This is a genomic window from Pseudoalteromonas sp. c7(2019), from assembly GCF_011378625.1.
GTDB classification, from domain to species: Bacteria; Pseudomonadota; Gammaproteobacteria; order Enterobacterales; family Alteromonadaceae; genus Pseudoalteromonas; species Pseudoalteromonas arctica.
The window spans coordinates 100,726-126,240 of sequence record NZ_WTKS01000006.1 but is presented as its reverse complement, the minus strand read 5'-3'; the positions used below and the strand labels follow the sequence as shown (position 1 = coordinate 126,240).

The following is a 25,515-nucleotide window of genomic DNA, read 5'->3' as shown; positions in this document are numbered from 1 at the left end:
TCAATTAATAACTATTAACTTAGCCAGGTGATTAACTTATCTTTTAGCGTTCGTGGCTTGATTGGTTTAGTAATATAGTCGTTCATGCCTGCAGTTAAACAACGTTCTCTATCACCTTCCATCGCGCTTGCTGTCATAGCAATAATAGGTATGTAAGTGTAGTCTACCCCGGCCTTACTATTTCTGATTTCACTTGTTGTATCGTAGCCGTTTAAATTAGGCATTTGGCAATCCATTAAAATAACATCAAAAGCTTGCTCTGTGTTTTCTCTCAATGCTTCTAATGCTTCTACACCGTCTGATGCACAGGTGATTTTTACTTTTGTACGTTTTAAAATCGCCTTAGCTACTTCAATATTAATCATATTATCGTCTACTAATAATATATGATAAGCAGATAGGTCTGGCTCTACTTGTTCTTCTGTTAAGCCTTTTGGTGGCGCTATAATGCAATCATTACTGGCACCAAATAAGCTGGCTAACTTATAGCTAAATTGATCTTGGGTAAGCGGTTTATTTAGAATGTGGCTACCCTCAGGTAATATCATTTTAGTCGGTTTATCGGTCACCATGTCGCGTAAAATTAAGACGTACTTTTTATTAAACTGTTTACAGTAATCAATTAACGCATCAATTTGAGGATGCTCATCATCAATCAATAATAAGTCAGCCTCAAACTCTTTATGCTCACTAAAGTAGTCGAGTCTTACAATGTTTTCTGCATTTACTTTACAGGTTAGTAGCAATAAATCGCACACGTTTTTATAAACGTTATCGCGCGCTATTAATGCCGCTACGTTAATACTTGTAGCAAGCTCAATACCTGTGTTTAGTTTTTTCTCTTGTGCTACATGTAGCTCAACTGTTGCGGTAAAGGTACTACCAGCACCCTTTTCACTTATAACCGTAATATTACCACCCATTAACTGAGCAAGTTTTTTACATATAGATAAGCCTAAGCCTGTACCACCAAAATGACGGGTTGTACTTGAATCTTCTTGTGTAAACACTTCAAATAGTTTGTCTATGTTCTCTGGCACTATACCAATTCCGGTATCTTTTATTGTAAAGCTCATTAATAACTTTGAGTCGGTAATGTACTTGGAGCCGACAGTTAAACTTACTTCACCTCGGTGGGTAAATTTAAATGCATTATTAACTAAGTTAATTAAAATTTGTTTTAGTCGATGGCTGTCGCCAATAACCATTCTGTCTACTACATCTTTTGTATCTAAGAATACTTCAAGACCTTTGCGCTGGCCCTGTAACGCTAAAGAGCTAATCATATCGCTACATACTGTAACAACATCAAATGTATGATTATCAATATCAAGCTTACCCGCTTCTATTTTAGAAAAATCGAGAATATCGTTAATCAAATTCATCAGAGAGTTAGCACTACTATTAGCTAATTTTAAGTAATGGTATTGTTGTTCACTTAAGCCATCTTCTTTGAGCATTTCAAGCATACCCAAAACGCCATTCATCGGTGTGCGTATTTCGTGAGATATATTTGCTACAAAGTCACTTTTTGCTTGGCTCGCTGCTAATGCTTGATCAATTGCTCGCTCTAGCTCAACAGTCCTTTGTGAGACTTTTAGCTCTAAAGTACTGTTTAAGCCTTCAAGCTCTGATTGAGTATTTTTTAATGAGCTAATATTTCTTAAAATAGCCGCTACCTGATAACGGTTATTGTAGACATCAAAAATACTACTGAGTGTAATTGAAAAGTATTGTTTGTTGCCATAACCATCTGTGTAGATAGCTTCAAACGGCATTTTTGATCCGTTTGAAATAGTCTCTTCTATACAGTTATTATCGGCTTCATTTAAGTTAAATAAAGAAACAAAATCAGGGCTAGTGCCTGAGATTGAATTACCGAAAACCTCTTTAGCTGTATTATTAAAGTGAACAATTTCGCCGTTTTGCTCAATTGTAAAAATAGCATCCAAAGAATTTTCTATTACTTTATTGTTTTGCTCTTTTAGAGAATTAATTAACAACTTACGGTTTATAAAGCGTTGGTATAAAAAGGCAATAACTAAAAATACGCTAAAGAATACCACTAGCATTGCAATAAAGTTTTGACGCCTTTCGTTCACCTTTGCAAACAACGTTTTAGTATCAACACTTACACCAAGCTCTAAAGGTAACATCGCAATATCACCATCAAGCGAAATACGCTTTTTTAACGTGTAAGCAATTGGGTAATTACTTAGCGGTAAAGTGCCTTGCTCTGCCATTGTGCTTGCAGTGGAAAATTCTTCAGTCCATGTTTTTGCTTTATTAAATTCAAAACCGAAGCGTAATTGAGAGTTTGGATGATATAAAAATTCACCTTCATTATTCATTAGGTAAATTTGTGTTCCTTGTGGAGATTCAACCGTTAAACTTTTTATTAATTTATCAGCAAAGTAGTTAGTGACTAATATTGCAAAAATTTTATTTTTTTCATCAAAAACAGGCTTAGCTACACGAAAAGTACTTATATAAGGTTCTTGTATCTGCCCATTTTCACGGTTGTAGTTAATAGGAGAAATATAAACACTTTTATTATCGAGCATACTCGCTTTTATCATGTAATCGCGTTGGCCTTTCTTTTGTAATTGCAGGCCTTGCAGTCGATTAATTTCTCCGAGTTGGTTTCTATCAACCCTGACAACTTCTTGCCCACCATCTGCGAGAATAATATAGCGAGCCTGAAGTATGCTGTCGTCTGTGCGCATAAAACCACTAAAAATACTCGCTAAGCGCTCTTCCCAAACGTCAATGTGCGTGCCTAACAAGGGATCTATTTTCTTGTTTTCAGTGGCGCGAGTAATGCCTTTAATCGGTGGCGTTGCGTCTAAAAAGCGAATAGCGGTAACACTATCTTTAAGATGGTTTTTTAGTGAAAGGCTTTTTGTTTCAAGCTCACGTTTTAATTCGATTTGGGCTGAATTATAAACATCACTTCTTACTTTTTGGTCAAACAAATACAGAGATGGTAAAGCTATAAGAACAAATATTATTGTTGCAACGAGCATTAGTCTATTATTTTTTGTCACATTCAAAAAATTATTCTTTTTCAACATTTACCTTCACCATAAATTTTTATTGTTATTAGTATAGAGCATTAACGAAAGAATTGGACCATCTAACTAATCGGTTATCGTTATAATTTTTATAATAAAAAGACTAAATCATTAGTTTTATTTAGAGCACTCTCTCTATATGAATTATAAATGAATGAGAGTACCCATATCGACTTACACAGATTATAAAATAGTTGTTTCAACCAATCATTCCTTTAAAATATAAAAGGTAGCCAATGCTACCTTTTATATTTTTTCAGAATGCTAAATCTATATAATTATCTAAATAATACATCTTCTCGGTTAAACCATTTAACACAAAATGCTAGTAACGCACCTGCAATAAGTACGGTTGCTAAAAATATTAGCCCTACAAAGGTATAATCAACTGTGCCTTTAATTATGTCTTTAATGGCTAATGCAACGTTTGTTACCGGGATAAACGCGGTTTTAGCAGTCAATTCCATATTTGGCATTATTGAAATAATGATAGGGAAAAATACGACCATACTTAAAGGCTGCATATAATTTTGTGCCTCTTTAAATGTACGCGCATAAATTGAGATAGCTAACGCTAAAGAAGAGAATATGGCAGCCAGCGGAAGTAAAAGTAAAAAAATCATCAGTAAATCACTAACCGCTAGCGTACCGAAGGCCGTTTTAATGAAATCTAAGTCAGCAAATGCTAATGCAACTGCAACCCAACACCCCATACTCACAATCGTAATAGTGGTTGATGCAATAGAGGTAGTAAGTAATGTTATAAATTTACCGAGCACCAGTTCTGTACGTGTAATGGGTGTAAGTAGGAGTGTTTCTAACGTGCCGCGCTCTTTTTCGCCGGCACCTAAATCTATCGCTGGGTAAGTAGCCCCCATTAAAACCAATGGGATAAGTAAATAAGGTAAATAGGCGCCTATTTTTTCACCTAAATTTTCACGTTTATCGGCTGTATCTACTTTAACAACTTCAATAGGGTCAAGAATAGCTTTATGCGCAGACTCTTCTATCCCAAAGCTTTTTAACTTATCAGCTTGCAGTACGTCACTGTATTCCTGAGCAAGTTCTTTAACCCGATCGAATAAATAGTTTATTGATTTAGCATCGTTAAATACAACTTGCCATTTGCTTTGCTCACCACTGTCGAGAGTTTTTACGGCATTACTTGGCAAGTAAATCCCCATATCTATGTCGCCTGCGGTAACACCTGCTCTGAGATCTTCTATTGTATTAAAGGTTTTACTGCCATTATAAAGTTCAAAGCTTTTATGGTAAAACACTTTGTCAGTAAATTCTTGTGCATATTCGCCGTTAATAATTACGTATGTATTTACTTTTTGATCGGCGTCAAGTGCAGCTTGGGTGCCAATAAAAGCAACAATAGCAAATATTATTGGGAAAATAAGTACTGGCAGCAACACAACAAACATAAGGGTTTTTTTGTCGCGAAGGAGCTCTTTTAATTCCTTTTTATATACTTCAAACATCATGTTTCTCCGTTAATATGTTCATAAACGCTTGATTAAGCTCATCACTATTACCTGCTTGTTTAAATTCATCTACTGTTCCATCAAAGCAGCTAATACCTTCGTTAATTACAGCGACTCGGTCACATAAAAGTGCAACTTCATCTAAATGATGGGTCGAAAAAATAACAGGAGTACCTTGCGCCTTTAAACCCTTAATAAATTGAATAACGGTTTGCGTGGTCATTATATCCAGACCCGTTGTTGGCTCATCAAGCACAACAACTGCTGGGCGATGAACAACAGCACGCGCAATATTTGCTTTTTGCTTCATACCTGTTGATAGGTTTTCTGCGCGTTTATCTACAAACTTATGCATATCAAGCAATGTAAATAGCTCATCACAACGCGATGCAATATCGCTTTTGCTCATACCGTGGAGCTTTGCAAAATACTCTATGTTTTCTTTTACAGTTAAGCGGCCATACAAACCGGTAGAGCCCGATAAAAAACCGATAGACTTACGCCCCAGTAGCGGTTTTTTTACAATGTCGTTTCCGGCAATTGTTATTGAACCTTCATCGGGCTTTAACGCGGTTGAAATCATTCTAAGTGTAGTTGTTTTACCCGCACCATTTGGGCCTAGCAACCCAAGTACTTCACCCTTTGCGCAGCTAAAACTCACATCTCGTACTGAGTGAAAGTAATCTTTATCTTCACGAGGGTCGATGTCGTCTATTTTATTTTTTTTGTGATCTTTAGTTAGCTTAAATTTCTTTTTAAGCCCAGCAACTTCTATCATGTTCGTATCCTTCGTTTCGCTCTAAAATAATCTGTATTGTTGTAAAAAGAGTCGTCTTTGTTTTCGTCATGCCAGCCAGGCACACCTAATAAAGGCAGTGGTGAAAGCTGTTTGTTATCGGCTAAGCAGTTATCTGTATTAATCATCTCATAAAGGGCTTGGTCTAGGTACTGATATTGAGTTACTAAATCTTTACAAAATATTTCATCCGGTACACAAACAAATAACGCTTTACCTGTTAAGCCTATATAAGGTTTAGTAAGCATTTCGTAATTTGCATGACCAAACATAAAAGGTTTTATTGTTTTACCCCACTCATGCTTGTGTTCAACAAATGCTGTTTTCCATTGATGATCGCAAAGCCACTGCTGCCATTTACTCTCACTTATAGCTAATACAACACCACATTCATCAAAGAGCGTTAGTGCATTACGATGCTTAGTACGCTTTTGTAATCCATGGTCAGCTATATCTTGCACATGACGCTGGTTAATAAGTGCTTTGGTTTTAGGAAATAAACACCAAATAAAGCCACCAAATAAGTCATGCCAGTTCTCACTGCGTGTAGGTACAACACCCGTTTCAAAAATAACTTGTTCGTAATACCGATCGCCAAAATCTACCTTTGCATCATCTTCAAAAGTAATAGGAATATTATTCGCATTAATAGCGGTTAAAAATGGAGAAAACCACTGCGGCGCCGGCCAATCTGTTAGTTCGTTAACTTTAAACAGCTCACGTAAATGCGCAAATGCACCTGTTTCTAGACTACTGATTTGCCACTGCTCGGGGGGAGTAAAACGCTTCATTTAAACCTTTAACAATTTATGCCTATAATTTACGAGAAGTTTACCGCAAAAACTGGTTCTACTTAATAGAAGTTAATATACTAATCACAACTTAAAACAAAAAAAGAGCTGACATGAAACATTATTTCTCTCTCACACTCCTCGCTACTGCTGTTTTAGCAGGTTGTGCAGCAACAAGTATTACCCCTACTGATGTAACAAATGGTTATAACAGTATCCAAGCTGATGAACTGGCTAAACATGTAAAAGTACTCGCATCAGACGAATTTGGTGGTCGCGCTCCTTCATCACCTGGCGAAAAGCTAACGCTTGATTATTTAACTGCGCAGTTTAAAGCTTTAGGTTTAAAACCAGGTAATGGCGACAGTTACTTACAAGAAGTGCCATTAGTTTCTTTAGAAGCAGATTCGAACATGGTGCTTAGTATTGGCGGTAAAGACTACCAATACAAAAAAGACATGGTTATGGGTAGCAGCCGCATAAGCGCACAAGAAGGCATAGAAAATTCTGAACTTGTATTTGTAGGCTATGGCGTTAACGCGCCTGAATACAATTGGAATGATTACGAAGGCTTAGACGTTAAGGGCAAAACGGTTGTAATGCTGGTTAACGATCCGGGTTTTGCAACAAAAGACCCTGCTTTATTTACTGGCGACGCAATGACCTATTATGGGCGTTGGACATACAAATACGAAGAAGCGAGTCGCCGTGGTGCCGCAGGTGCAATTATCATTCATGAAACAGCACCTGCATCTTACCCGTGGTCAGTAGTTGAAAACTCGTGGAGCGGCGAGCAATTTGGTTTTCAAAAAGAAAACAACAACATGGACCGCGTAGCTGTTGAAGGCTGGGTTACAACTGACGTAGCAAAAGAGCTCTTTACTAAAGCAGGTTTAGATTTTGATACCGTTAAAACGAATGCTGCTAAAGGTGCTTACCATGTTGATATGGGCGATTTAACTGCTTCTGTTAGTATTAAAAACACGATTAAAAAATCGGTGTCGTATAACTTTATCGCCACTTTACCTGGTAGTGAAAAACCAGATGAGCATGTTATTTACTCGGCTCATTGGGATCACTTAGGTACAGATAAAACACGTAAAGGCGATCAAATTTATAACGGTGCTCACGACAATGCAACGGGTACCGCTGGGTTAATTGAAGTGGCCGAAGCCTTTACAAAATTACCTAAGCACCCTAGCCGTTCAATGACATTTTTAGCGGTAACTGCTGAAGAGCAAGGCTTATTAGGGTCTAAATACTATGCGGCAAATCCAGTGATTGCAGCGAATAAAACAGTCGCTAACATAAACATGGATAGCTTAAATTTATTAGGCAAAGTAAAAGACATGAATGTGGTTGGTATTGGTAAATCACAAATGGATGAGTTTTTAGAAACTGCGGCTAAAGAGCAAGGCAGAACAATATCAGGCGATCCTAAACCGTCATCTGGTGGCTATTACCGCTCTGATCACTTTGCATTTGCAAACATGGGCATTCCGGCCATGTACGCAGGTGGCGGCACAGTGGCTGCTGATGAAGAAACAGCTAATTACCGTAAACGTATGAGCTTAGTGCTTCGCGGTTGTTACCATCAACCATGTGACCGTTACCGTGATGAATGGGATTTATCGGGTGCTGTTCAAGACTTACAATTATTTTATAAGGTAGGTTTTGATATTTCTGAAACAGAACAGTGGCCAACGTGGAATACAAACTCTGAATTTCAGCGTAAGTAGCCCAATTTAATCACAGCCTTTAATTCAAATTTAAACTAACTTAGATTTGGCTATCGAAAAACTCAAACAGAGTAATCGATTTAAATAGATGCAAATGATATTGATTATCATTTAATTAAAATATACAGTGTGACCTAGTTAATTTATTAGGTCGCATTGTATGATTTCACTCCCTCACATTGGTTTTATTACTCCTGCCTCAAAACGATTTTTGAGCCAAAATAAACGCTTACTGCTGCCTTTATTTATTTTAACTTGCCTTGCAATACCGCAATTACGCGAAATAACAATGACCGCACTAAGTGATGCATTTTTTCAAGTGAGTGTGTTTGTTGCTGCTACCCTTTTAATTTATTACTACGCTATAGAACACTTACCTCAATTAGAGCTTAGTTATTTAAGTGCCAAGTCCCCTATTTTAGAAATTAGCTTTGCAGCGGTTTTAGGTGCATTACCTGGCTGTGGTGGGGCTATTATTGTGGTTACTCAATTTACAAAAGGCCAAGCAAGCTTTGGTGCTATTGTTGCGGTGCTAACAGCTACAATGGGAGATGCAGCATTTTTATTACTTGCTACCCGCCCTACTGAAGGCTTGTTAATTATGGGGATAGGGTTAGTTGTGGGTACATTCAGTGGTTTACTGGTTAATACAATACACAAAAAAGACTTTTTACGCCCAACAGCGCAAGAACAAAAGCACCAAATTAAAATACTTTCAACTAACATTATTAAAATCAGTAGACCGGTTTGGATGGTAGCAATTATCCCAAGCCTTATAATTGCCTTTTTGATTGCGTTTAATGTTGATTTTTCACAGTTTGGTTCAAGCACAAGCACTGTAATTACGCTATTTGGTGCGGTAATGGCTTTATTTATTGTTAGTATTTGGGCGCTTTCGTCAAGAGGTGAAAGCTATCAAGAAGTAACGTCAGAAGACGATGCATGTAACCCCCCTTCTAAAATAATAAAAGTATTACAAGATACCCATTTTGTAACGGCATGGGTTGTAGCCTCTTTTATGCTATTTGAGATTTTGGTTAACATTGCAGGACTTGATTTAAAAACGTGGTTTGTACATTACGCCTATTTAGCCCCATTAATTGCAGTGCTTATTGGATTTTTACCCGGCTGTGGCCCGCAAATAATTGTTACAACACTTTATATTCAAGGCATTATTCCCTTTAGTGCTTTAGCAGGAAACGCAATTTCTAACGATGGTGATGCGTTATTTCCAGCAATAGCAATGGCGCCCAAAGCTGCAGTTATAGCTACACTTTATACGTCTATTCCCGCATTAATAGTTGGTTATGGGTTGTATTTTTTTGCTGAAATTTAAAAGAATGAGAAATAAAAAAACAAAAAAGCTCAGCAATTGCTGAGCTTTTAACATGTTAAGTTATTCTTACTTATACAGTAGTTGGTTCTACTGCTAATTCTTTTGGATTTGGACCAAAATCGTTTTCACCTTCGTGCGAATCTTGCGCAAGAAAAACAATTAAAACAATCCAACCAATGACTGGCACTAACCAAAGTAGCTGCCACCAGCCTGAACGGCCTGTGTCATGTAGACGACGAGCACCAATACTTAAGCCAGGAATAAATAGCGCTAAGCTATAAATAGAGCTTACGAACATTGTGTCTGTAATACCATCTATAACACCTGTCAAAAGCGAAAAAATAAAATTAATTAGCATAAACATCCAAAATGCTTTACGACGATTACGGCCTGAAAAATCTGCGTAGCTACGCAACGCGTTCATATAGTGTTCCATAAAATTTCCTTAGTGTTATTTTTTATATTCCCTAACGGGGTTAATCCAATTACTTTTTAGTAACATTTGTATCTTAATTAAAAACAGCTGATATTAAAACAAAAAACCAGCTAAAAGCTGGTTTTTATTACATATTAACAATTTAGCTATTAACTCATAGCCATCATCATTGCCGATGGGTTTTCTAAGTAAGACTTCCATAGGTTATTAAAACGAGCAATAGTGCCCCCATCAATAACACGATGATCGCCAGACCAGCTCACTTGCATAATAGCTTTACTCACAACCTGCCCACTTTCATCAAAACGCGGTAGATGCTGCAGTTTACCTAGCGCAACAATAGCCACTTCTGGTTTATTAATTATAGGGGACGCGATAGTGCCGCCAATAGCACCAATGTTAGAGATGCTAATTGTCCCACCTTTTAAATCATCGGGTGCAACACGGCCTTCTCGCGCTGAATGAGTTAACCGGGTTAAATCATTTGCCACATCAACAATGCTCTTACTCTGGCACGATTTAATATTAGGTACTAACAAGCCAATTTTAGAATCAACCGCTATACCGATATTATGATCGTTATAATAGGTAAGCTCTGAGCATTCATCGTTCACTTTTGAATTAAGTACAGGGTACTCTTTCATTGCTAGCGACAATGCTTTTACAAAAAATGGCATCATAGTGAGCTTAACGCCTTGTGCTTTGTACTGCTCTTTTAAAGAACTACGCAAAGCTATAAGCTGTGTTAAGTCTATTTCATCGCTAAACGTAAAGTGCGGAATAGTTGAAACCGACGCTACCATTTGCTTGGCCATGGCCGCTTTAATGCCTTTAATTTGCTCTACTCTTACGCCACTGCTTTGATTCTGCGTTTGGTTTTGTACTGCACTTTGAGAAGCATCGCTATTAAGCGGTGAAGTATCAATAGTATTTGGCACTTCGCCTTTTACAAACTCTTCAATATCTTGCTTGTAAATACGTCCATTTTTACCACTACCTGGTACACAGGTTAAATCAACATCTAGTTCACGTGCTTTACGACGAACCGCAGGCGATGCCACCGCTTTTTGATTGATAATTTTAGCAGCTTGCTGCGTTTTAACAGGGGCAACTTTTTCAGCGACGGCATTAGTTTGAGCCTTTACGACCGCTTGGTTTATATCAACACTTGGTTTTGCTGCACTGCCTGCAATTGTCATTTGAAACAACGGGCTATGTACTTTGGCTATTTCGCCTTTTTGATAATATAACTTTTGTACAGTGCCTGTATATTTTGCCGGAATTTGTACTAATGCTTTGTCGGTCATTACGTCACAAACCGCTTGGTCTTCTTCTATTTCGTCGCCTTCAGCAACTAACCAATCAACAATCTCACACTCAACAATACCTTCACCAATATCCGGTAATATAAAGTCCTCAACCACATCAGCTGCATCATTAGTTTTATTTTCAGCTTGTACTGGCTCTTGTACTACTTCATTGTTAGTGTTTTCACCTGCTACATCCATAGCAAATAAAGGAGCGTGTACCTTAGCAATCTCTCCTTTTTGATAATATAACTTTGAAATTACGCCATCATGCACTGCCGGAATTTGTACTAATGCTTTGTCTGTCATAACATCGCAAATTGGTTGATCCTCAGATACGGTATCGCCTTCTTGTACTAGCCATTCAACTACTTCGCATTCAACAATGCCTTCACCAATATCGGGTAATATAAAATCTTTAGCCATGGTAACCCCTAAAAATCCATTGAGTGTTTAATTGCAGCCAACACTTTTAGTGCATCCGGTACGTATTCTTTTTCAAGTGCCAGCGGGTATGGGGTATCTAGACCACATACACGTAAAATTGGCGACTCTAAATGCAAGAAACACTCTTGTTGTATTGTCGCGGCTATCTCTGCACCAAAGCCATTGGTTATAGGCGCTTCATGACTCACGATTAAACGGCCGGTTTTAGTAACCGATTTAGCAATCGTTTCAACATCCCAAGGTAAAATACTACGAAGGTCAATTACTTCACAGCTTATACCTTGCTCGCTTGCTTGCTTTGCTGCATCTTCAATAATCTCCATTTGAGCACCCCACGCTAAAAGCGTAATATCACTACCCTCTTGTACTACTTCAGCCGTGCCTAATTCAATACTATAATCTTCTTCTGGCACTTCGCCAATTGATGCACGATATAAGCGCTTAGGCTCAAAAAATATGACAGGATTATCGTCTTTAATTGATGCACGTAATAATCCTTTAGCTTGATAAGGGTTACGCGGTACAACTACTTTCAAACCTGGTGTGTGCGCAAAATACGCTTCGGGTGATTGTGAATGGTACAAACCACCGGCAATACCACCGCCATAGGGCGTACGAATAGTTAAGTTACCGACATTAAATTCATTACCACTGCGATAACGAAACTTAGCGGCTTCATTTACTATTTGATCAAACGCTGGAAAAATATAATCAGCAAATTGAATTTCTGCTAATGCAGGCGCACCAAAAGCCGCTAAACCATTAGCAAAACCTAAAATACCTTGCTCGGTTAAAGGCGTATTAAAAACACGGTGTTTACCGTACTTCTCTTGCAAGCCAGATGTTGCTCTAAATACACCACCGAAGTAACCAACATCTTCACCAAAAATACAGGCTTGAGGATGCTCATTCATCGTAATATCGAGAGCAGAGTTAATTGCGTGGAGCATGTTCATTTTAGCCATTACTTAATTCTCCCTGCGGTTACTGGGTAAGCATCTGGATGCTGTTTTATATGTTCTTTTAGTTGCTCGTACTGGCGTTGCAATAATGGAATTGGTGTATCGTAAACGTCAGATATCAATTCTTCTAAAGCGGGCTTTGCAACAACTTCAGCACGTTTAAGCGCTGCTAAAATTTCTTCACGAATCGACTCTTTTGCTTTTAAATCGTCTTCTTCGTTTAACCAGTCTTGCTTGACCAGCCATTTTCTAAATTTATCAATAGGACACGTTTGATGATTCGCTTCTTCATCTTTAGAACGATAACCACTTGGATCGTCCGACGTAGAATGCGCTCCTAAACGATAAGCAATCGATTCAATAAGTACAGGCTCACCTTGTGTTGAGGTTATTTCGCGTGCTTTTTTAGTTGCCGCATACACAGCAAGTGCATCTGTGCCATCAACACGAATTGTTTTAATGCCATAACCCACACCACGCGACGCGATACCGTCGCCTTTAAACTGCTCATCAGCAGGGGTAGATATGGCATAACCGTTATTACGTGCAAAAAATATAACCGGCGCTCTGTGAACAGCGGCCATATTTAAACCGGCATGAAAGTCACCTTCAGATGCAGCACCTTCACCAAAGTAACAAATAGTCACATTATCAATTGTGCTGGCAAGCTCGCCTGTTTTAGCGTCGATGTGCTTTATTTTTTGGCCATATGCATAACCCGTTGCCTGTGGTATTTGCGTACCCAATGGCGATGAAATCGTCATGTAGTTTAGCGCTTTAGAACCATAATGAATTGGCATTTGACGGCCTTTGCCTAAATCCAATTCATTTGAAAACATTTGGTTCATAAATTGATCAAGCGTAAAGCCACGATAATGCAGGGCTGCCTGTTCACGATATTGAGCCATGATCATATCGTCTTGATCAAGTGCAGCAGCAGAGGCTGTAACTGCGGCTTCTTCGCCTAGGCATTGCATATAAAAACTAACACGGCCTTGGCGCTGCGCGCCTTGCATACGTTCATCTAACAAACGTATAAAACGCATTGTTTCATATAACTTAATAGCGGTATGTTTTGAAATGTCAGGTGCGGTTGCACTAGGATGAATGTCGCCGTCCTCAGTTAAAATACTAAGGGTTGGAATATTAAGTGCTTGACCATCAATAAATTCAAGCTCGTGGTTAATATTCAGCGATACGTTATTTGGATTACTCATAACCTACCTTCTTTTGTTGTCGGTAAAACAGTGCCCCTTTAAATTATTATTGTGGGTGATTGTTGCTGGTTAAACTTTGCAACATCTGCACTATCTTTAATTAAAGCTGCCAACACTTTACGTTAACGTAAAGTGTTATTCAACAGATCTAGGACGAAACAAAAGCAAATACTGATTAAAAAACTGGCAAGTTAACGATACGCTTACTTTAATTAATAGTAATCATATAGTTAACTTGAGGTAACTAGTGGTCTGATGAGTTAATTATACGAAATTGCTATCAATATCCATTGGAATAACAGTAAGGAGTGCTCTTTGCCCTAATGCTACGCTCGCATTTGGAAAAATAATAGCCTCTCCTTCAACGTCAGCGTAAATCGCTGTATCACCGTCGGTTGCAAGTAGTTCACCTTTCGCAAAGCCAGTAAAGTTCTCGGCATCGTCAGAAAAAGGAAAGCTAAAATCGTTCTGCGTTCTATTTATTGTGCGATGGACAGCAAACAATTCAAAATCGTTTGCATTAAATTCAGGGTATTTAACTTCATTTTGACTAATTAATGCAGTTAAGGTTTGCTTTGTTTTTTCAAAGCGAGCCATATCGTTTTGACCAAATGGCTTAACTTGACCCAGCTCTACCGTAAAAGAATCAGCACCGTGTACAAATGACGAATAATAGCTAAATGTGGTTGCAGGAGATTTCATCATAAGTACGGTATTTACACCACAACTCAATAAAAATTGTAACTGCGACTTTTTCCATGGCTTACCATGTAAAAATGGATACACAGCAAATTTTTCGTTTTTAGAGCCTCTAATTGCAGTGTGTAAGTCGTAATGACATCGGCTACTGCCTTGCTCGCCACGTGTATAAAAATCGCTTACGTATCGCTCAAGCTTTGCAGCGCGGTTTCGCTCATTATTCATTGGTACACCTTCAACTGTATGGTGACCATTAAATAATCTATTTAAGTTTTCTTCTACAAAACGCAGGCCAATATTAATTGATTGTGGATTACCGTAAATAAACAAAGCGCGCTGCTTAAGTATCAGCTCGCCTTTTATAATTTGTTTAATAAGTGCATCACAGATTTCAATTGGCGCAGTTTCGTTACCGTGTACAGCGCTTGAATAAACTACATCTTTTGACGTTATAACAGCAGGTTGAAACTCAATGACTCCGGTATCGTGTATATTTACACGAGTCCCATTATCTAAAACAAACTCACCTGCATCTAAATGCCATTCGTTGTCACGACTAAGCGTTAAAAAATCGCCTGTTTGTTTTAATTCATTTAAGTAAGATGGATTGGCTGACATATAATAAGCCCTTTAAAAATAATGTGAGAGTAGACTCTTATGCATATATTTTTATAAATACACAAGGTATAGAAACGAAAACGGCTGAATAAATCAGCCGTTTTAAAATTATTAGATTAAGTTAGCTTATAACTGAATCTACAAGCTTTTTAGCTTCTTTTTCAAGTAACGCTAAATGCTCTTCACCTTTAAATGATTCAAGGTATATTTTATAAATATCTTCAGTACCTGATGGACGCGCTGCAAACCAGCCATTTTCAGTAACCACTTTTAAACCACCAATGGCGGCATCGTTACCTGGTGCATGAGTCAATTTTTGCAAAATAGGCTCGCCAGCAAGTGTATCTGCTTTAACATCAGAAGCACTCAATGCTTTTAAACGTGATTTTTGACCGCTTGTGGCTGGTGCATCTAGGCGTTTATAAATTGGAGAACCAAACTCTTGTTCTAATTCTTTATAAAGCGCTGATGGCGTTTTACCTGTCACAGCAAGTATTTCTGCAGCGAGTAGACCCATAATGAAGCCGTCTTTATCTGTACACCATACAGAGCCATCAAAACGTAAGAATGCAGCACCTGCGCTTTCTTCGCCACCAAAGGCAAGCTTGCCTTTGCTTAAGCCTTCAACAAACCATTTAAAGCCTACTGGTACTTCTTTAACTTTACGGTTGTTACGAGCAGCTACTTTGTCGATCATAGAGCTAGAAACCAATGTTTTACCAATTTCTACGGTTTCATTCCAATCACGGTGTTTAAGTAAGTAATCGATTGCCACTGCTAAAAAGTGGTTTGGATTCATTAAACCATCTGGCGTTACAATCCCGTGACGATCGTAGTCAGGGTCGTTACCAATAGACACATCAAAATCATCTTTTAGTGCAATAAGATTTGCCATTGAATAAGGCGATGAACAATCCATACGAATTTTGCCGTCTTTATCAAGTGGCATAAAAGCAAAACGTGGATCAACAACATCATTAACTACGGTTAAATCTAAATTATATTTTTTTGCAATGACTGGCCAAAAGTTGATGCCTGAACCACCTAGTGGATCGATACCAATTTTGATACCTGCATCGCTAATTGCTTTTAAATTAACGATATTTGCTAAGTCATCAATATAAGGAGTCATTAAATCTTCGTAGCGGATAAAGCCAGAACGCGATGCTTTAGCGAATGGGAACAACTCAACTTCAACTAAATCTTCTAGTAAAAGTTGATTAGCTCTGTCTTCAATCCATTTAGTGACGTCGGTATCAGCTGGCCCGCCATTAGGTGGGTTGTATTTAAAGCCACCATCTTCAGGAGGGTTATGCGAAGGCGTAACAACAATCCCGTCTGCTAATTCATTTGGGTGTAGCTTATTGTGGCTCACTATGGCATGGCTGATAACTGGCGTTGGCGTAAAATCACCATCTTCTTGCGTTATCACTTGCACTTCGTTAGCAACTAATACTTCAATAGCCGAGTTAAATGCGGCTTCACTCAATGCGTGTGTGTCTTTGCCTAAAAATAACGGACCAAATATGTCATTTTGTTTTCTGTAATCACAAATAGCCTGAGTAATCGCTAAAATGTGTGACTCGTTAAATTTAACATCGTAAGAACAACCACGGTGCCCTGAGGTACCAAAGGCAACACAATGCTCTGGATTTTGTTCAAGATCAGGTTCATTTAAGTAATACGCAGATACTAATTTAGGTACGTTAACCAGTGCCGATTGTGGAGCAGTTTTGCCTGCGCCTGAGTGAATAGCCATTATATTTCCTTACAGGTAATCGCGAATTTTTTCAGCTTGCTCTGCACTATATCCAAGGCAAAGAGCAACTTCATGAAGCATCATTTTTTTACGCGTTGTATTAGAATTAGTCATAACCCAATATTCACTATCGGTTATGTTTTTAGGATTCATACTACTACCGCTATTTACTAAAGCTTCTTTACTAGTAGCAAAGTAAACACGGTCACGCCCTTTTATGTCTAATACCGCAGAAAAATCAGTTTTATGTGTGCGGTAAAATGCACTTAAAATAAACAAAAAGCGTCCAACAACACCTTTTTGCATTGCCAGCTCTTCTTTATTTAATACATTAAAAACATTATCGCTTTTTTGCTTCACGAGTGCATGAGCTACAGGCGTTTGTTTTTTTGAAGTCTCAGCAGCAGATGGCTCTGAGCTTTTTAATGTGGCGGTAGACGTAGTCGCAGTTTGATTATTTTGAGTTAGTTCTACGTTTGCGGTTTGAATTTTTTCGCCGCTCAGATTTAATAAACGACGTAAAATAGTGGATGCACTTTCACCAATACTTTGCGTATTGCTTGCAATATATTGATATAACTCGTCGTCTATGTCGATTTGTTTCATGTTCTTCCTGTCATTACGGGTCACATTTTTTTCTCCCGTGTGATTATACCCAAACCAATCAGAAATGCGAGTTACAACAAGCACTCCCGTAAACATATTAATATTTACCTCATTGTTGTTGATTTAACAAACAAAAGCCCAATTTAATAAATAGTCGCTGTATTTTTTGCTTTTTAGAGCAATGCTCGGCAAACTATGGCGAAATTTTCAGGAGGCGAGTATGCAGTTAAATTACAAGCAACAAGGGCAAGGTCCTAATGTTATTTTGATACATGGGCTTTTTGGATCATTAGAAAACCTAAATGTAATAGCAAAACCATTAAGTGAACACTTTACTGTTATTAACGTTGATTTACGTAACCACGGGCTTTCTCCTCATAGTGATGAAATGAACTACCCGGCAATGGCACAAGATATTGTTGAGTTATTAGCACATTTGAACATAGATAAAGCACATTTAGTTGGGCACTCTATGGGTGGTAAAGTGGCAATGGAATTAGCGCTTACACATCCTGAACTTGTAAATAAGCTTGTTGTACTTGATATAGCACCTGTTAGTTACCCTGCTCGGCACACAAAAATATTACAGGCATTAAAAGCTGTTTCAGCACAATCAATTGACGATAGAAAACAAGCTGATGCTCTAATGCAGCCTTACATAGAAGAACTGGGAGTTCGACAGTTTCTACTTAAAAGCCTCGCTAAAAATGAGGAAGGTCATTTTGCATGGCGATTTAATTTAAATGTGCTTGACGAAAAATATTCTACAATTACATCCAATGTTAATGAAAACAATTCTTGTTTATGCGATACTCTTTTCATTAAAGGTAATGATTCTGACTATATTTTGCCCGAGCATCGTACTGCAATTAAAGCCCGCTTTAAAAATACCAAGGCTAAAATAATTCATGGCGCAGGCCATTGGCTTCATGCTCAAAAGCCACTTGCCGTAAATAAAGCGATAAACGACTTTTTAACTGCGGTTTAAAGCAATTTTAATCGCGTGTTTTTGATTTTGCGCACTAAATATATGAATAATTATATGCTATAGTACGCGCCGTTTAATTTAAAGGTTATACGTTGATGGTCAGTCAGTTAATTAACGAATTTGATACCCTAGGGTTGTATTTTGGCTTAGCCGGTATTTTCATATTCATCGGCATGGCAATTAAAGACGTACTAAAAAGTGGCAATGTGCCTAAGTTCGGACAATACATTGTCTGGGGTGTGCTCTTTTTAGGTTGTTCAGGCTTTATTGCTAAAGGTCTTATTCAAGTATTTTGGCAAGGCGCAGGTGTAGGTTAAGCATGGCGAAGTCAGAAACAGATAGAACTACACTCGATTTATTTGAATACGAAAAACGCCCAGGCAGACCTAAAACCAATCCCCTTTCACGGGATATGCAGTTAAAGGTAAATAAACGTAATCAAATAAAAAGAGATAAAGCACGTGGCTTAAAGCGTGTTGAATTTAAAGTTTCATCGCAGTTATATCAAGCATTGAGTGATATGGCAGATGCACAAAATATTAGCCGCAGTGCGCTGATTGAAACGATTTTACAAGAAAGATTGGCTATTGATACATAAAAGGTTTTAAATCCATGGCAAGTGTAGGCATTTTTTTCGGAAGTGACACAGGTAACACAGAACACGTAGCAAAAATGATCCAAAAAGAATTGGGTAAAAAGCTAGTGGCTGTTCATGATATTGCAAAAAGCTCTAAAGAAGAGATTGCTGAATTTGATTTAATCTTATTCGGTATCCCTACTTGGTACTACGGCGAAGCACAATGTGACTGGGATGACTTTTTTCCAGAACTTGAAGAAGTAGACTTTGAAGGTAAACTTGTTGCTATTTTTGGTTGTGGAGACCAAGAAGATTACGCTGAGTACTTTTTAGATGCGATGGGCATGATCAACGATATCGTTACTGAACGTGGCGCTATTGTTGTTGGTCATTGGCCGAGCGAAAGCTATGACTTTGAAGCATCTAAAGGCATGGCTGATGATAAGCATTTTGTAGGTTTGGGTATCGACGAAGACCGTCAACCAGAGCTTACAGAACAACGTGTTAAAGCATGGTCTGCTCAAGTATATGAAGAGATGTGTTTAAGTGAATTAGCTGACTAATTTACTGCATATATCGCTAGCTGTTTAAATAATTATCAAACAGTTAGCGTTTTAAGCTTTAGTGGCAATATAAATCAATTGTTCTTTGCACTTAACGCTTAGGCACGTTATCCTGTTTGTTGCTAATGTGTCGTGTACATCTTTGCAAGATGTCTAGTATAACCAAATAAAATTGAGACAGATTTAATGACTGATCATAACTTGGAACTTAAAAAAGCCGGTTTAAAAGTAACTTTACCGCGTATTAAAATATTAGAGATTTTACAATCTCCAGATAACCAACACATCAGTGCTGAAGATGTTTACAAAATTCTTTTGGATCTAGGTGAAGAAATTGGTCTTGCAACTGTATATCGCGTACTTAACCAATTTGATGATGCGGGTATTGTAAGCCGTCATCACTTTGAAGGTGGCAAATCAGTATTTGAACTTTCAGGAAGCACACACCACGATCATTTAGTATGTTTGAAGTGTGGCAAAGTTGTAGAGTTTGAAGATGAGATGATTGAACGTCGTCAACTTGAAATTTCTGAAGAAAATGGTATTACACTTACAAACCATTCTTTATATTTATACGGTGAGTGTAATGATAAAGCAGCGTGTAAAGAATTTAGCGACGCTAACAGCTAATACCGCTTTTAAAAAGCAATAAAAAACCTGCTAAGTGCAGGTTTTTTTGTGTCTAAAATACGCTTGTAATGAATATACCCAGTAAATACTGGGGATATTAAACCTGAACTCTGGTTAAGAGATTTACCAACGTATTGAATCATGGTGATATTTAAATTTATTTCTCTAGCCAGAGATTTTAAGTAAAAACAAGGCGAATTCACGCGTCAATAGCTGGCCTATTGCAAGTAAATTCAACGCAGTTAGCGCTGAAAATAGCTGCTCGAGATAGATTTATTATCCAGGGTTCAGGTTTTTAGATATTACTTATTGAGTCTTAGACCATGAATCACGAAGACCCACTGTTTGGTTAAATACAACGTTCTCTGATTTAGAATCACGAGAGAAATAACCCGTACGCTCAAACTGAAAGCCCTGCTCTGCTTGTGAATTAGCAAGCGATGGCTCTAATTTAGCGTTTGATAAAACAACCAGTGACTCTGGATTTAATGTTGTTTCAAACTCATCAGCGGCTGCTGGGTTTGGAACACTAAACAAACGATCGTATAAACGAACTTCTGCCGTAATACACTCTGGTGCTGAAACCCAGTGAATAACACCTTTTACTTTACGTCCATCACTTGGATTTTTACCAAGTGTTTCAGTATCGTAAGTACAGAATATAGTTGTAATTTCGCCATTTTCGTCTTTCTCAACACGCTGTGCTTTAATAACATAAGCGCCACGCAAACGTACTTCTTTATCAAGCACTAAACGTTTAAACTTGTTATTTGCTTCTTCTTTAAAGTCTTCTCGTTCGATGTAAATTTCGCGAGTAAACGGTACATCACGACGACCCATTTCTTCTTTATTTGGGTGGTTAGCCACAGATAAAACCTCAACCTTGTCTGCATCGTAGTTTTCAATAACAACTTTAACAGGATCGAGTACGGCCATTGCACGTGGTGCATTTTCGTTTAGATCTTCACGGATACATGCTTCAAGCATACCCATTTCAACCATATTCTCTTGTTTTGTTACACCAATACGCAAACAAAACTCACGGATTGAACCTGGTGTATAACCACGGCGACGTAGGCCTGCAATTGTAGGCATGCGTGGGTCATCCCACCCTTCTACATGGTTATTTACCACTAAATCGCTTAGCTTACGCTTAGACATAATTGTGTATTCAAGATTTAAACGTGAAAACTCAATTTGCTGTGGGTGACACTCTAAACTAATGTTATCAAGTACCCAGTCGTACAAACGACGGTTATCTTGAAACTCGAGTGTGCATAATGAATGTGTAATACCTTCAAGTGCATCAGAAATACAGTGCGTGAAGTCATACATTGGGTAAATGCACCACTTGTCTGCTGTTTGATGATGATGAGCAAAACGTACGCGATAAATAATTGGATCGCGAAGCACCATAAATGAGCTAGCCATATCAATTTTAGCACGCAGGACACATTCGCCTTCTTTGAATTCGCCAGCACGCATTTTTTCAAATAACGCTAGGTTTTCTTCAACTGATGTATCTCTGTACGGGCTATTTTTACCTGGCTCTTTCAATGTACCACGGTATTGGCGTGCTTCGTCTGCTGTTAAAAAGCAAACGTACGCTAAGCCTTTATTTATAAGCTCAACAGCGTAACCATATAAAGTATCAAAATAGTTAGAAGAATACTTTATATCGCCATCCCAGTTAAAACCTAACCACTGTACGTCTTCTTTTATAGAATTAACGTAGTTAATGTCTTCTTTTTCTGGGTTTGTATCGTCAAAACGTAAGTTACATAAACCGTTATAATCTTTTGCGATGCCAAAATTTAAACAAATTGATTTGGCATGACCAATATGCAAAAAGCCATTTGGTTCAGGTGGAAAACGTGTATGCGTTGTTGCATGCTTTTTACTTGCTAAGTCTTCATCAATTCGGGTTCTAATAAAGTTACTTGGGCGATTCTCAATTTCCGCCATAGGAGTGCAGTCCTCTAAATATTACGTAATAACAAAACTAATGCATTATTACAAAAACATACACTAACATACAGCACTAGATTAAGGTTTATTTTTGATATTGCTTAACTTTAATTCAGCTGAACCATTGTTTATGAATAAAATTTGTTTTAACGCAATATTTAAGTCATCTAAACAGTTTATAGTAGGTAAATAACCTACATTATAAGGATTTAAAGATGGCGACACTTAATCAACATCGTGTATATATTCCAACTAATGCACGCGCTAACCACTACCTTTTAGCTGAAATAACCCCTAATCACGATTTTTATAAAAGCTTTAGTGATATAAATTGCTGCTACGAACGTATTGCACGCCAGCTGTTTGCTTCTTGTGATGAGTATGAGCTTTATAATGTGCACTTATTAGCAAATGATAAACTACCCGTTGTAAGATTTAATGATGAGTCTTATCAATTAGAAACAGATAAACAAATGCTCTTTTTTTATAATCCCCGTTATCACGAAGCGCATAAGATTTATTACACTGAAGGTACACCAAGTAAAAAAATACGCATTCTATTTTTAGCAACAGGCGATGATTTACGAGCCAACTCTGCAGAATTTCATAATAAAGTCCAAAAAGTGTTAGACACTTTACAAGGACAACTCTTAATAAATCAGCCCCAGTTTAAACTACGCGACCATCAACACTTAACGTATGACCTATTTGCTAAAGAAAAAGGCAACAAGGAAAGCTATGGTTACAAATTAAGAAGTCTCTACCCTCGCTACCAATCAAGACAATGCAGCATACCCAATGATTATGCAGAGATGACTTACGCCACTTTTACTATACCGGTTTCGCGCGCTATTAAAACGCAGTTTCAAACACTAATGAACACAAACGATTATGCTAAATTTTATGACTACTTTGCTTATGCATTTATACGGGCGTGTCAAAATAATAACTTAAACCATGGCGCTATGGTTGCTAACGGTGCAACGCCTATTATACGCAACAGTAAAATAGATAAAAGTGAAGGCAATGATGAACTTCAAAAGTTAAGTTTTGATATTGAATCTAATGAAAATCAAATTAAGCACTTTTATGAAGCAAGTAAATTGGTAGAAACGCTGCATTTTGTAGTAGTCGCAACGCAGCAGGATAAACATGAAATGGGCTACGGTCGATTTATGAACCAAGTAGAAAAAACAATCTATACTCTGTGTAATGAGCTGGCTATAAATAAACAACGCCAAGACTTATCTGTACGTTTTTTCCAGCATATTAGTTACCCGTTCTAAATTTTCATCTAATGACAAAAAGGCCCGCATATGCGGGCCTTTTTAAAGAAAAACAAGCGATTACCAGCCTGTTTTCTCTTTAAGTGCTTTACCGATATCAGCAAGTGAACGTACAGTTTTTACGCCCGCAGCTTCTAATGCAGCAAATTTCTCATCAGCAGTACCTTTACCGCCGGCAATGATTGCGCCAGCGTGACCCATACGCTTACCTTCTGGTGCAGTAACACCAGCAATGTAAGATACTACAGGTTTAGTAACGTTAGCTTTGATGTACTCTGCAGCTTCTTCTTCTGCAGTACCACCAATTTCACCAATCATTACGATTGCTTCAGTTTGTGGATCTTTTTCGAACATTTCTAGAACGTCGATAAAGTTAGTACCTGGAATTGGATCACCACCAATACCAACACACGTAGACTGACCAAAACCAGCATCAGTAGTTTGCTTAACTGCTTCGTACGTTAAAGTACCAGAGCGAGAAACAATACCTACTTTACCAGGTTTGTGGATATGACCAGGCATGATACCAATCTTAGTTTGACCAGGAGTAATAACACCTGGGCAGTTAGGACCGATCATACGAGTACCTGTTTGATCTAGTTTGATTTTAACATCAACCATATCAAGTGTAGGGATACCTTCAGTAATACAAACTATTAGCTCGATGCCAGCATCGATAGCTTCTAAGATTGCATCTTTACAGAAAGGAGCTGGTACGTAGATAACTGAAGCAGTTGCGCCAGTTTCTTTTACAGCATCACGAACGGTGTTGAATACAGGAAGACCAAGGTGCGTTTGACCGCCTTTACCTGGGCTAACACCACCAACCATTTGTGTACCGTACTCAAGCGCTTGCTCTGAGTGGAAAGTACCTTGGCCACCAGTGAAACCTTGACAGATAACTTTTGTATCTTTATTGATTAATACAGACATTATTTGCCCTCCGCAGCAGCAACAACTTTTTCAGCAGCGTCTGTTAGTGATTCAGCAGCAATGATATCTAGACCAGAGTTCTTGAGAACTTCACGACCTAATTCAGCATTAGTACCTTCTAAACGTACAACTACTGGTACGGTTACGCCAACTTCTTTAACTGCGCCAATGATGCCTTCAGCAATCATGTCACAACGAACGATGCCGCCAAAGATGTTTACTAAAACAGCTTTAACATTGTCGTCAGAAAGAATGATTTTGAATGCTTCAGAAACACGTTCTTTAGTAGCACCGCCACCAACATCCAAGAAGTTAGCCGGCTTGCCGCCGTGTAGGTTTACGATGTCCATAGTACCCATTGCTAGGCCTGCACCGTTAACCATACAACCAACATTACCGTCTAGAGCAACGTAGTTAAGCTCGAAGCTTGCTGCGTGTGCTTCACGAGCATCTTCTTGAGATGGATCGTGGAATTCACGGATTTTAGGTTGACGGTAAAGTGCATTACCATCAATACCGATTTTGCCGTCAAGACAGTGAAGGTTGCCTTCGTCTGTAATTACTAACGGGTTGATTTCAAGTAATGCGAAATCAAAATCAGTGAACATTTTACCAAGACCCATAAAGATCTTAACAAACTGTTTCATTTGTACTGGGTTAAGACCCAATTTGAAACCTAGTTCACGTGCTTGGTAAGCTTGAGGACCTACTAACGGGTCGATCTCTGCTTTGTGGATAAGCTCTGGTGTTTCTTCAGCAACAGTTTCAATTTCAACGCCGCCTTCAGTAGACGCCATGAAAACTACTTTACGAGATGCACGGTCAACTACTGCACCTAGGTACAATTCGTTAGCAATGTCAGTACAGCTTTCTACTAAAATTTTAGCTACTGGCTGGCCTTTCTCGTCTGTTTGGTAAGTAACTAGGTTTTTACCTAACCAGTTAGCTGCAAACGCTTTTACTTCTTCGATAGTTTTAACTAGCTTTACACCGCCAGCTTTACCACGTCCACCTGCGTGAACCTGAGTTTTAACAACCCACATATCGCCGCCAATTTTTTCAGCAGCTGCAGCAGCTTCTTCAGGTGTATCGCAAGCGTAACCTGTAGAAACGGGTAAACCATATTCGGCAAAAAGTTGTTTTGCCTGATACTCATGCAAATTCATGATGCTTTATCCAATTTTTTATACTAAAAGAGCTGAATATTTTTTCAAATAAACAACTATCCCAAATTGCGCACCTAGTATAGATCCCAAGGCTTAACATGAAAACCCCAGTACGACCAAAGGCGCA

Annotated in this window: 22 protein-coding genes; 8 read left to right on the top strand and 14 right to left on the bottom strand. The window is 38.2% G+C overall.

Annotation, left to right across the window (positions count from 1 at the left end):
- Positions 1-14: 14 nt before the first annotated feature.
- The 4 genes from GQR38_RS08715 to GQR38_RS08700 form a co-directional block, all read right to left on the bottom strand.
- A complete protein-coding gene (locus GQR38_RS08715) occupies positions 15-3,074 on the bottom strand; it encodes an ATP-binding protein (protein WP_165721937.1) in 3,060 nt (1,019 codons plus the stop codon).
- 278 nt (positions 3,075-3,352) lie between these two features.
- On the bottom strand, positions 3,353-4,561 hold the full coding sequence (locus GQR38_RS08710; protein WP_165721959.1) for an ABC transporter permease: 1,209 nt from the start codon (positions 4,559-4,561) through the stop codon (positions 3,353-3,355).
- The gene (locus GQR38_RS08705) at positions 4,554-5,342 is read right to left on the bottom strand and encodes an ATP-binding cassette domain-containing protein (protein WP_007586825.1); all 789 of its coding nucleotides are present in this window, start codon (positions 5,340-5,342) and stop codon (positions 4,554-4,556) included. Before GQR38_RS08705 ends, GQR38_RS08710 begins: the two co-directional genes overlap by 8 nt.
- A complete protein-coding gene (locus GQR38_RS08700; protein ID WP_165721938.1) occupies positions 5,339-6,151 on the bottom strand; it encodes a DUF3025 domain-containing protein in 813 nt (270 codons plus the stop codon). The genes GQR38_RS08705 and GQR38_RS08700 overlap by 4 nt, the downstream gene beginning before the upstream one ends.
- 113 nt (positions 6,152-6,264) lie before the next feature.
- On the opposite strand from GQR38_RS08700, the gene GQR38_RS08695 reads away from it, so the two are divergent.
- Together GQR38_RS08695 and GQR38_RS08690 are read left to right on the top strand one after the other, a co-directional pair.
- Positions 6,265-7,890 carry a M28 family metallopeptidase gene (locus tag GQR38_RS08695; RefSeq protein ID WP_165721939.1) on the top strand — a complete coding sequence of 542 codons (1,626 nt, stop codon included), beginning with the start codon at positions 6,265-6,267 and terminating at the stop codon, positions 7,888-7,890.
- Between the two features lie 160 nt (positions 7,891-8,050).
- Positions 8,051-9,226 carry a putative manganese transporter gene (locus tag GQR38_RS08690; protein WP_007586835.1) on the top strand — a complete coding sequence of 392 codons (1,176 nt, stop codon included), beginning with the start codon at positions 8,051-8,053 and terminating at the stop codon, positions 9,224-9,226.
- Positions 9,227-9,296: 70 nt separating this feature from the next.
- Here GQR38_RS08690 and GQR38_RS08685 read toward each other — a convergent pair whose 3' ends face one another.
- The 7 genes from GQR38_RS08685 to seqA form a co-directional block, all read right to left on the bottom strand.
- A complete protein-coding gene (locus GQR38_RS08685; RefSeq protein ID WP_007586837.1) occupies positions 9,297-9,662 on the bottom strand; it encodes a DUF805 domain-containing protein in 366 nt (121 codons plus the stop codon).
- A 149-nt stretch (positions 9,663-9,811) separates the two neighbouring features.
- Entirely contained in the window at positions 9,812-11,395 is a 1,584-nt protein-coding gene (locus tag GQR38_RS08680; protein ID WP_165721940.1) for a dihydrolipoyllysine-residue acetyltransferase, read from the bottom strand.
- An 8-nt stretch (positions 11,396-11,403) separates the two neighbouring features.
- A complete protein-coding gene (locus tag GQR38_RS08675; protein WP_165721941.1) occupies positions 11,404-12,381 on the bottom strand; it encodes an alpha-ketoacid dehydrogenase subunit beta in 978 nt (325 codons plus the stop codon).
- On the bottom strand, positions 12,381-13,595 hold the full coding sequence (locus GQR38_RS08670) for a thiamine pyrophosphate-dependent dehydrogenase E1 component subunit alpha (protein ID WP_165721942.1): 1,215 nt from the start codon (positions 13,593-13,595) through the stop codon (positions 12,381-12,383). Before GQR38_RS08670 ends, GQR38_RS08675 begins: the two co-directional genes overlap by 1 nt.
- Positions 13,596-13,859: 264 nt before the next feature.
- The gene (gene astE / locus GQR38_RS08665) at positions 13,860-14,912 is read right to left on the bottom strand and encodes a succinylglutamate desuccinylase (RefSeq protein WP_165721943.1); all 1,053 of its coding nucleotides are present in this window, start codon (positions 14,910-14,912) and stop codon (positions 13,860-13,862) included.
- 121 nt (positions 14,913-15,033) lie between these two features.
- On the bottom strand, positions 15,034-16,671 hold the full coding sequence (gene pgm, locus GQR38_RS08660; RefSeq protein ID WP_007586850.1) for a phosphoglucomutase (alpha-D-glucose-1,6-bisphosphate-dependent): 1,638 nt from the start codon (positions 16,669-16,671) through the stop codon (positions 15,034-15,036).
- Between the two features lie 9 nt (positions 16,672-16,680).
- Positions 16,681-17,277: a replication initiation negative regulator SeqA gene (gene seqA / locus GQR38_RS08655; RefSeq protein WP_165721944.1), complete on the bottom strand. Its 597-nt coding sequence runs from the start codon at positions 17,275-17,277 to the stop codon at positions 16,681-16,683.
- Positions 17,278-17,497: 220 nt separating this feature from the next.
- On the opposite strand from seqA, the gene GQR38_RS08650 reads away from it, so the two are divergent.
- The 5 genes from GQR38_RS08650 (at position 17,498) to fur (ending at position 20,035) form a co-directional block, all read left to right on the top strand.
- A complete protein-coding gene (locus GQR38_RS08650; RefSeq protein ID WP_007586854.1) occupies positions 17,498-18,265 on the top strand; it encodes an alpha/beta fold hydrolase in 768 nt (255 codons plus the stop codon).
- Positions 18,266-18,360: 95 nt separating this feature from the next.
- Positions 18,361-18,582, top strand: a complete 222-nt coding sequence (locus tag GQR38_RS08645) for a DUF2788 domain-containing protein (protein WP_002962930.1) — start codon at positions 18,361-18,363, stop codon at positions 18,580-18,582.
- Between the two features lie 2 nt (positions 18,583-18,584).
- Complete coding sequence (ybfE, locus tag GQR38_RS08640) at positions 18,585-18,863, top strand: LexA regulated protein (protein WP_002962928.1); 279 nt, start codon at positions 18,585-18,587, stop codon at positions 18,861-18,863.
- Positions 18,864-18,877: 14 nt separating this feature from the next.
- The gene (gene fldA, locus GQR38_RS08635) at positions 18,878-19,405 is read left to right on the top strand and encodes a flavodoxin FldA (RefSeq protein ID WP_007586856.1); all 528 of its coding nucleotides are present in this window, start codon (positions 18,878-18,880) and stop codon (positions 19,403-19,405) included.
- 186 nt (positions 19,406-19,591) lie between these two features.
- Complete coding sequence (fur, locus tag GQR38_RS08630; RefSeq protein WP_007586857.1) at positions 19,592-20,035, top strand: ferric iron uptake transcriptional regulator; 444 nt, start codon at positions 19,592-19,594, stop codon at positions 20,033-20,035.
- 306 nt (positions 20,036-20,341) lie between these two features.
- Here the strand turns inward: fur and glnS are convergent, their stop codons facing one another.
- Entirely contained in the window at positions 20,342-22,000 is a 1,659-nt protein-coding gene (gene glnS / locus GQR38_RS08625; protein ID WP_165721945.1) for a glutamine--tRNA ligase, read from the bottom strand.
- A gap of 218 nt (positions 22,001-22,218) precedes the next feature.
- Between glnS and GQR38_RS08620 the strand changes: the two genes are divergently transcribed.
- Positions 22,219-23,289, top strand: coding sequence for a DUF3083 family protein (locus tag GQR38_RS08620; protein WP_024592581.1), 1,071 nt, complete (start codon positions 22,219-22,221; stop codon positions 23,287-23,289).
- Between the two features lie 60 nt (positions 23,290-23,349).
- On the opposite strand, the gene sucD is transcribed toward GQR38_RS08620, so the two are convergent.
- Both sucD and sucC read right to left on the bottom strand, forming a co-directional pair.
- Positions 23,350-24,222, bottom strand: a complete 873-nt coding sequence (sucD, locus tag GQR38_RS08615; RefSeq protein WP_007586864.1) for a succinate--CoA ligase subunit alpha — start codon at positions 24,220-24,222, stop codon at positions 23,350-23,352.
- On the bottom strand, positions 24,222-25,388 hold the full coding sequence (gene sucC, locus GQR38_RS08610) for an ADP-forming succinate--CoA ligase subunit beta (protein WP_007586870.1): 1,167 nt from the start codon (positions 25,386-25,388) through the stop codon (positions 24,222-24,224). The genes sucD and sucC overlap by 1 nt, the downstream gene beginning before the upstream one ends.
- Positions 25,389-25,515: the final 127 nt, after the last annotated feature.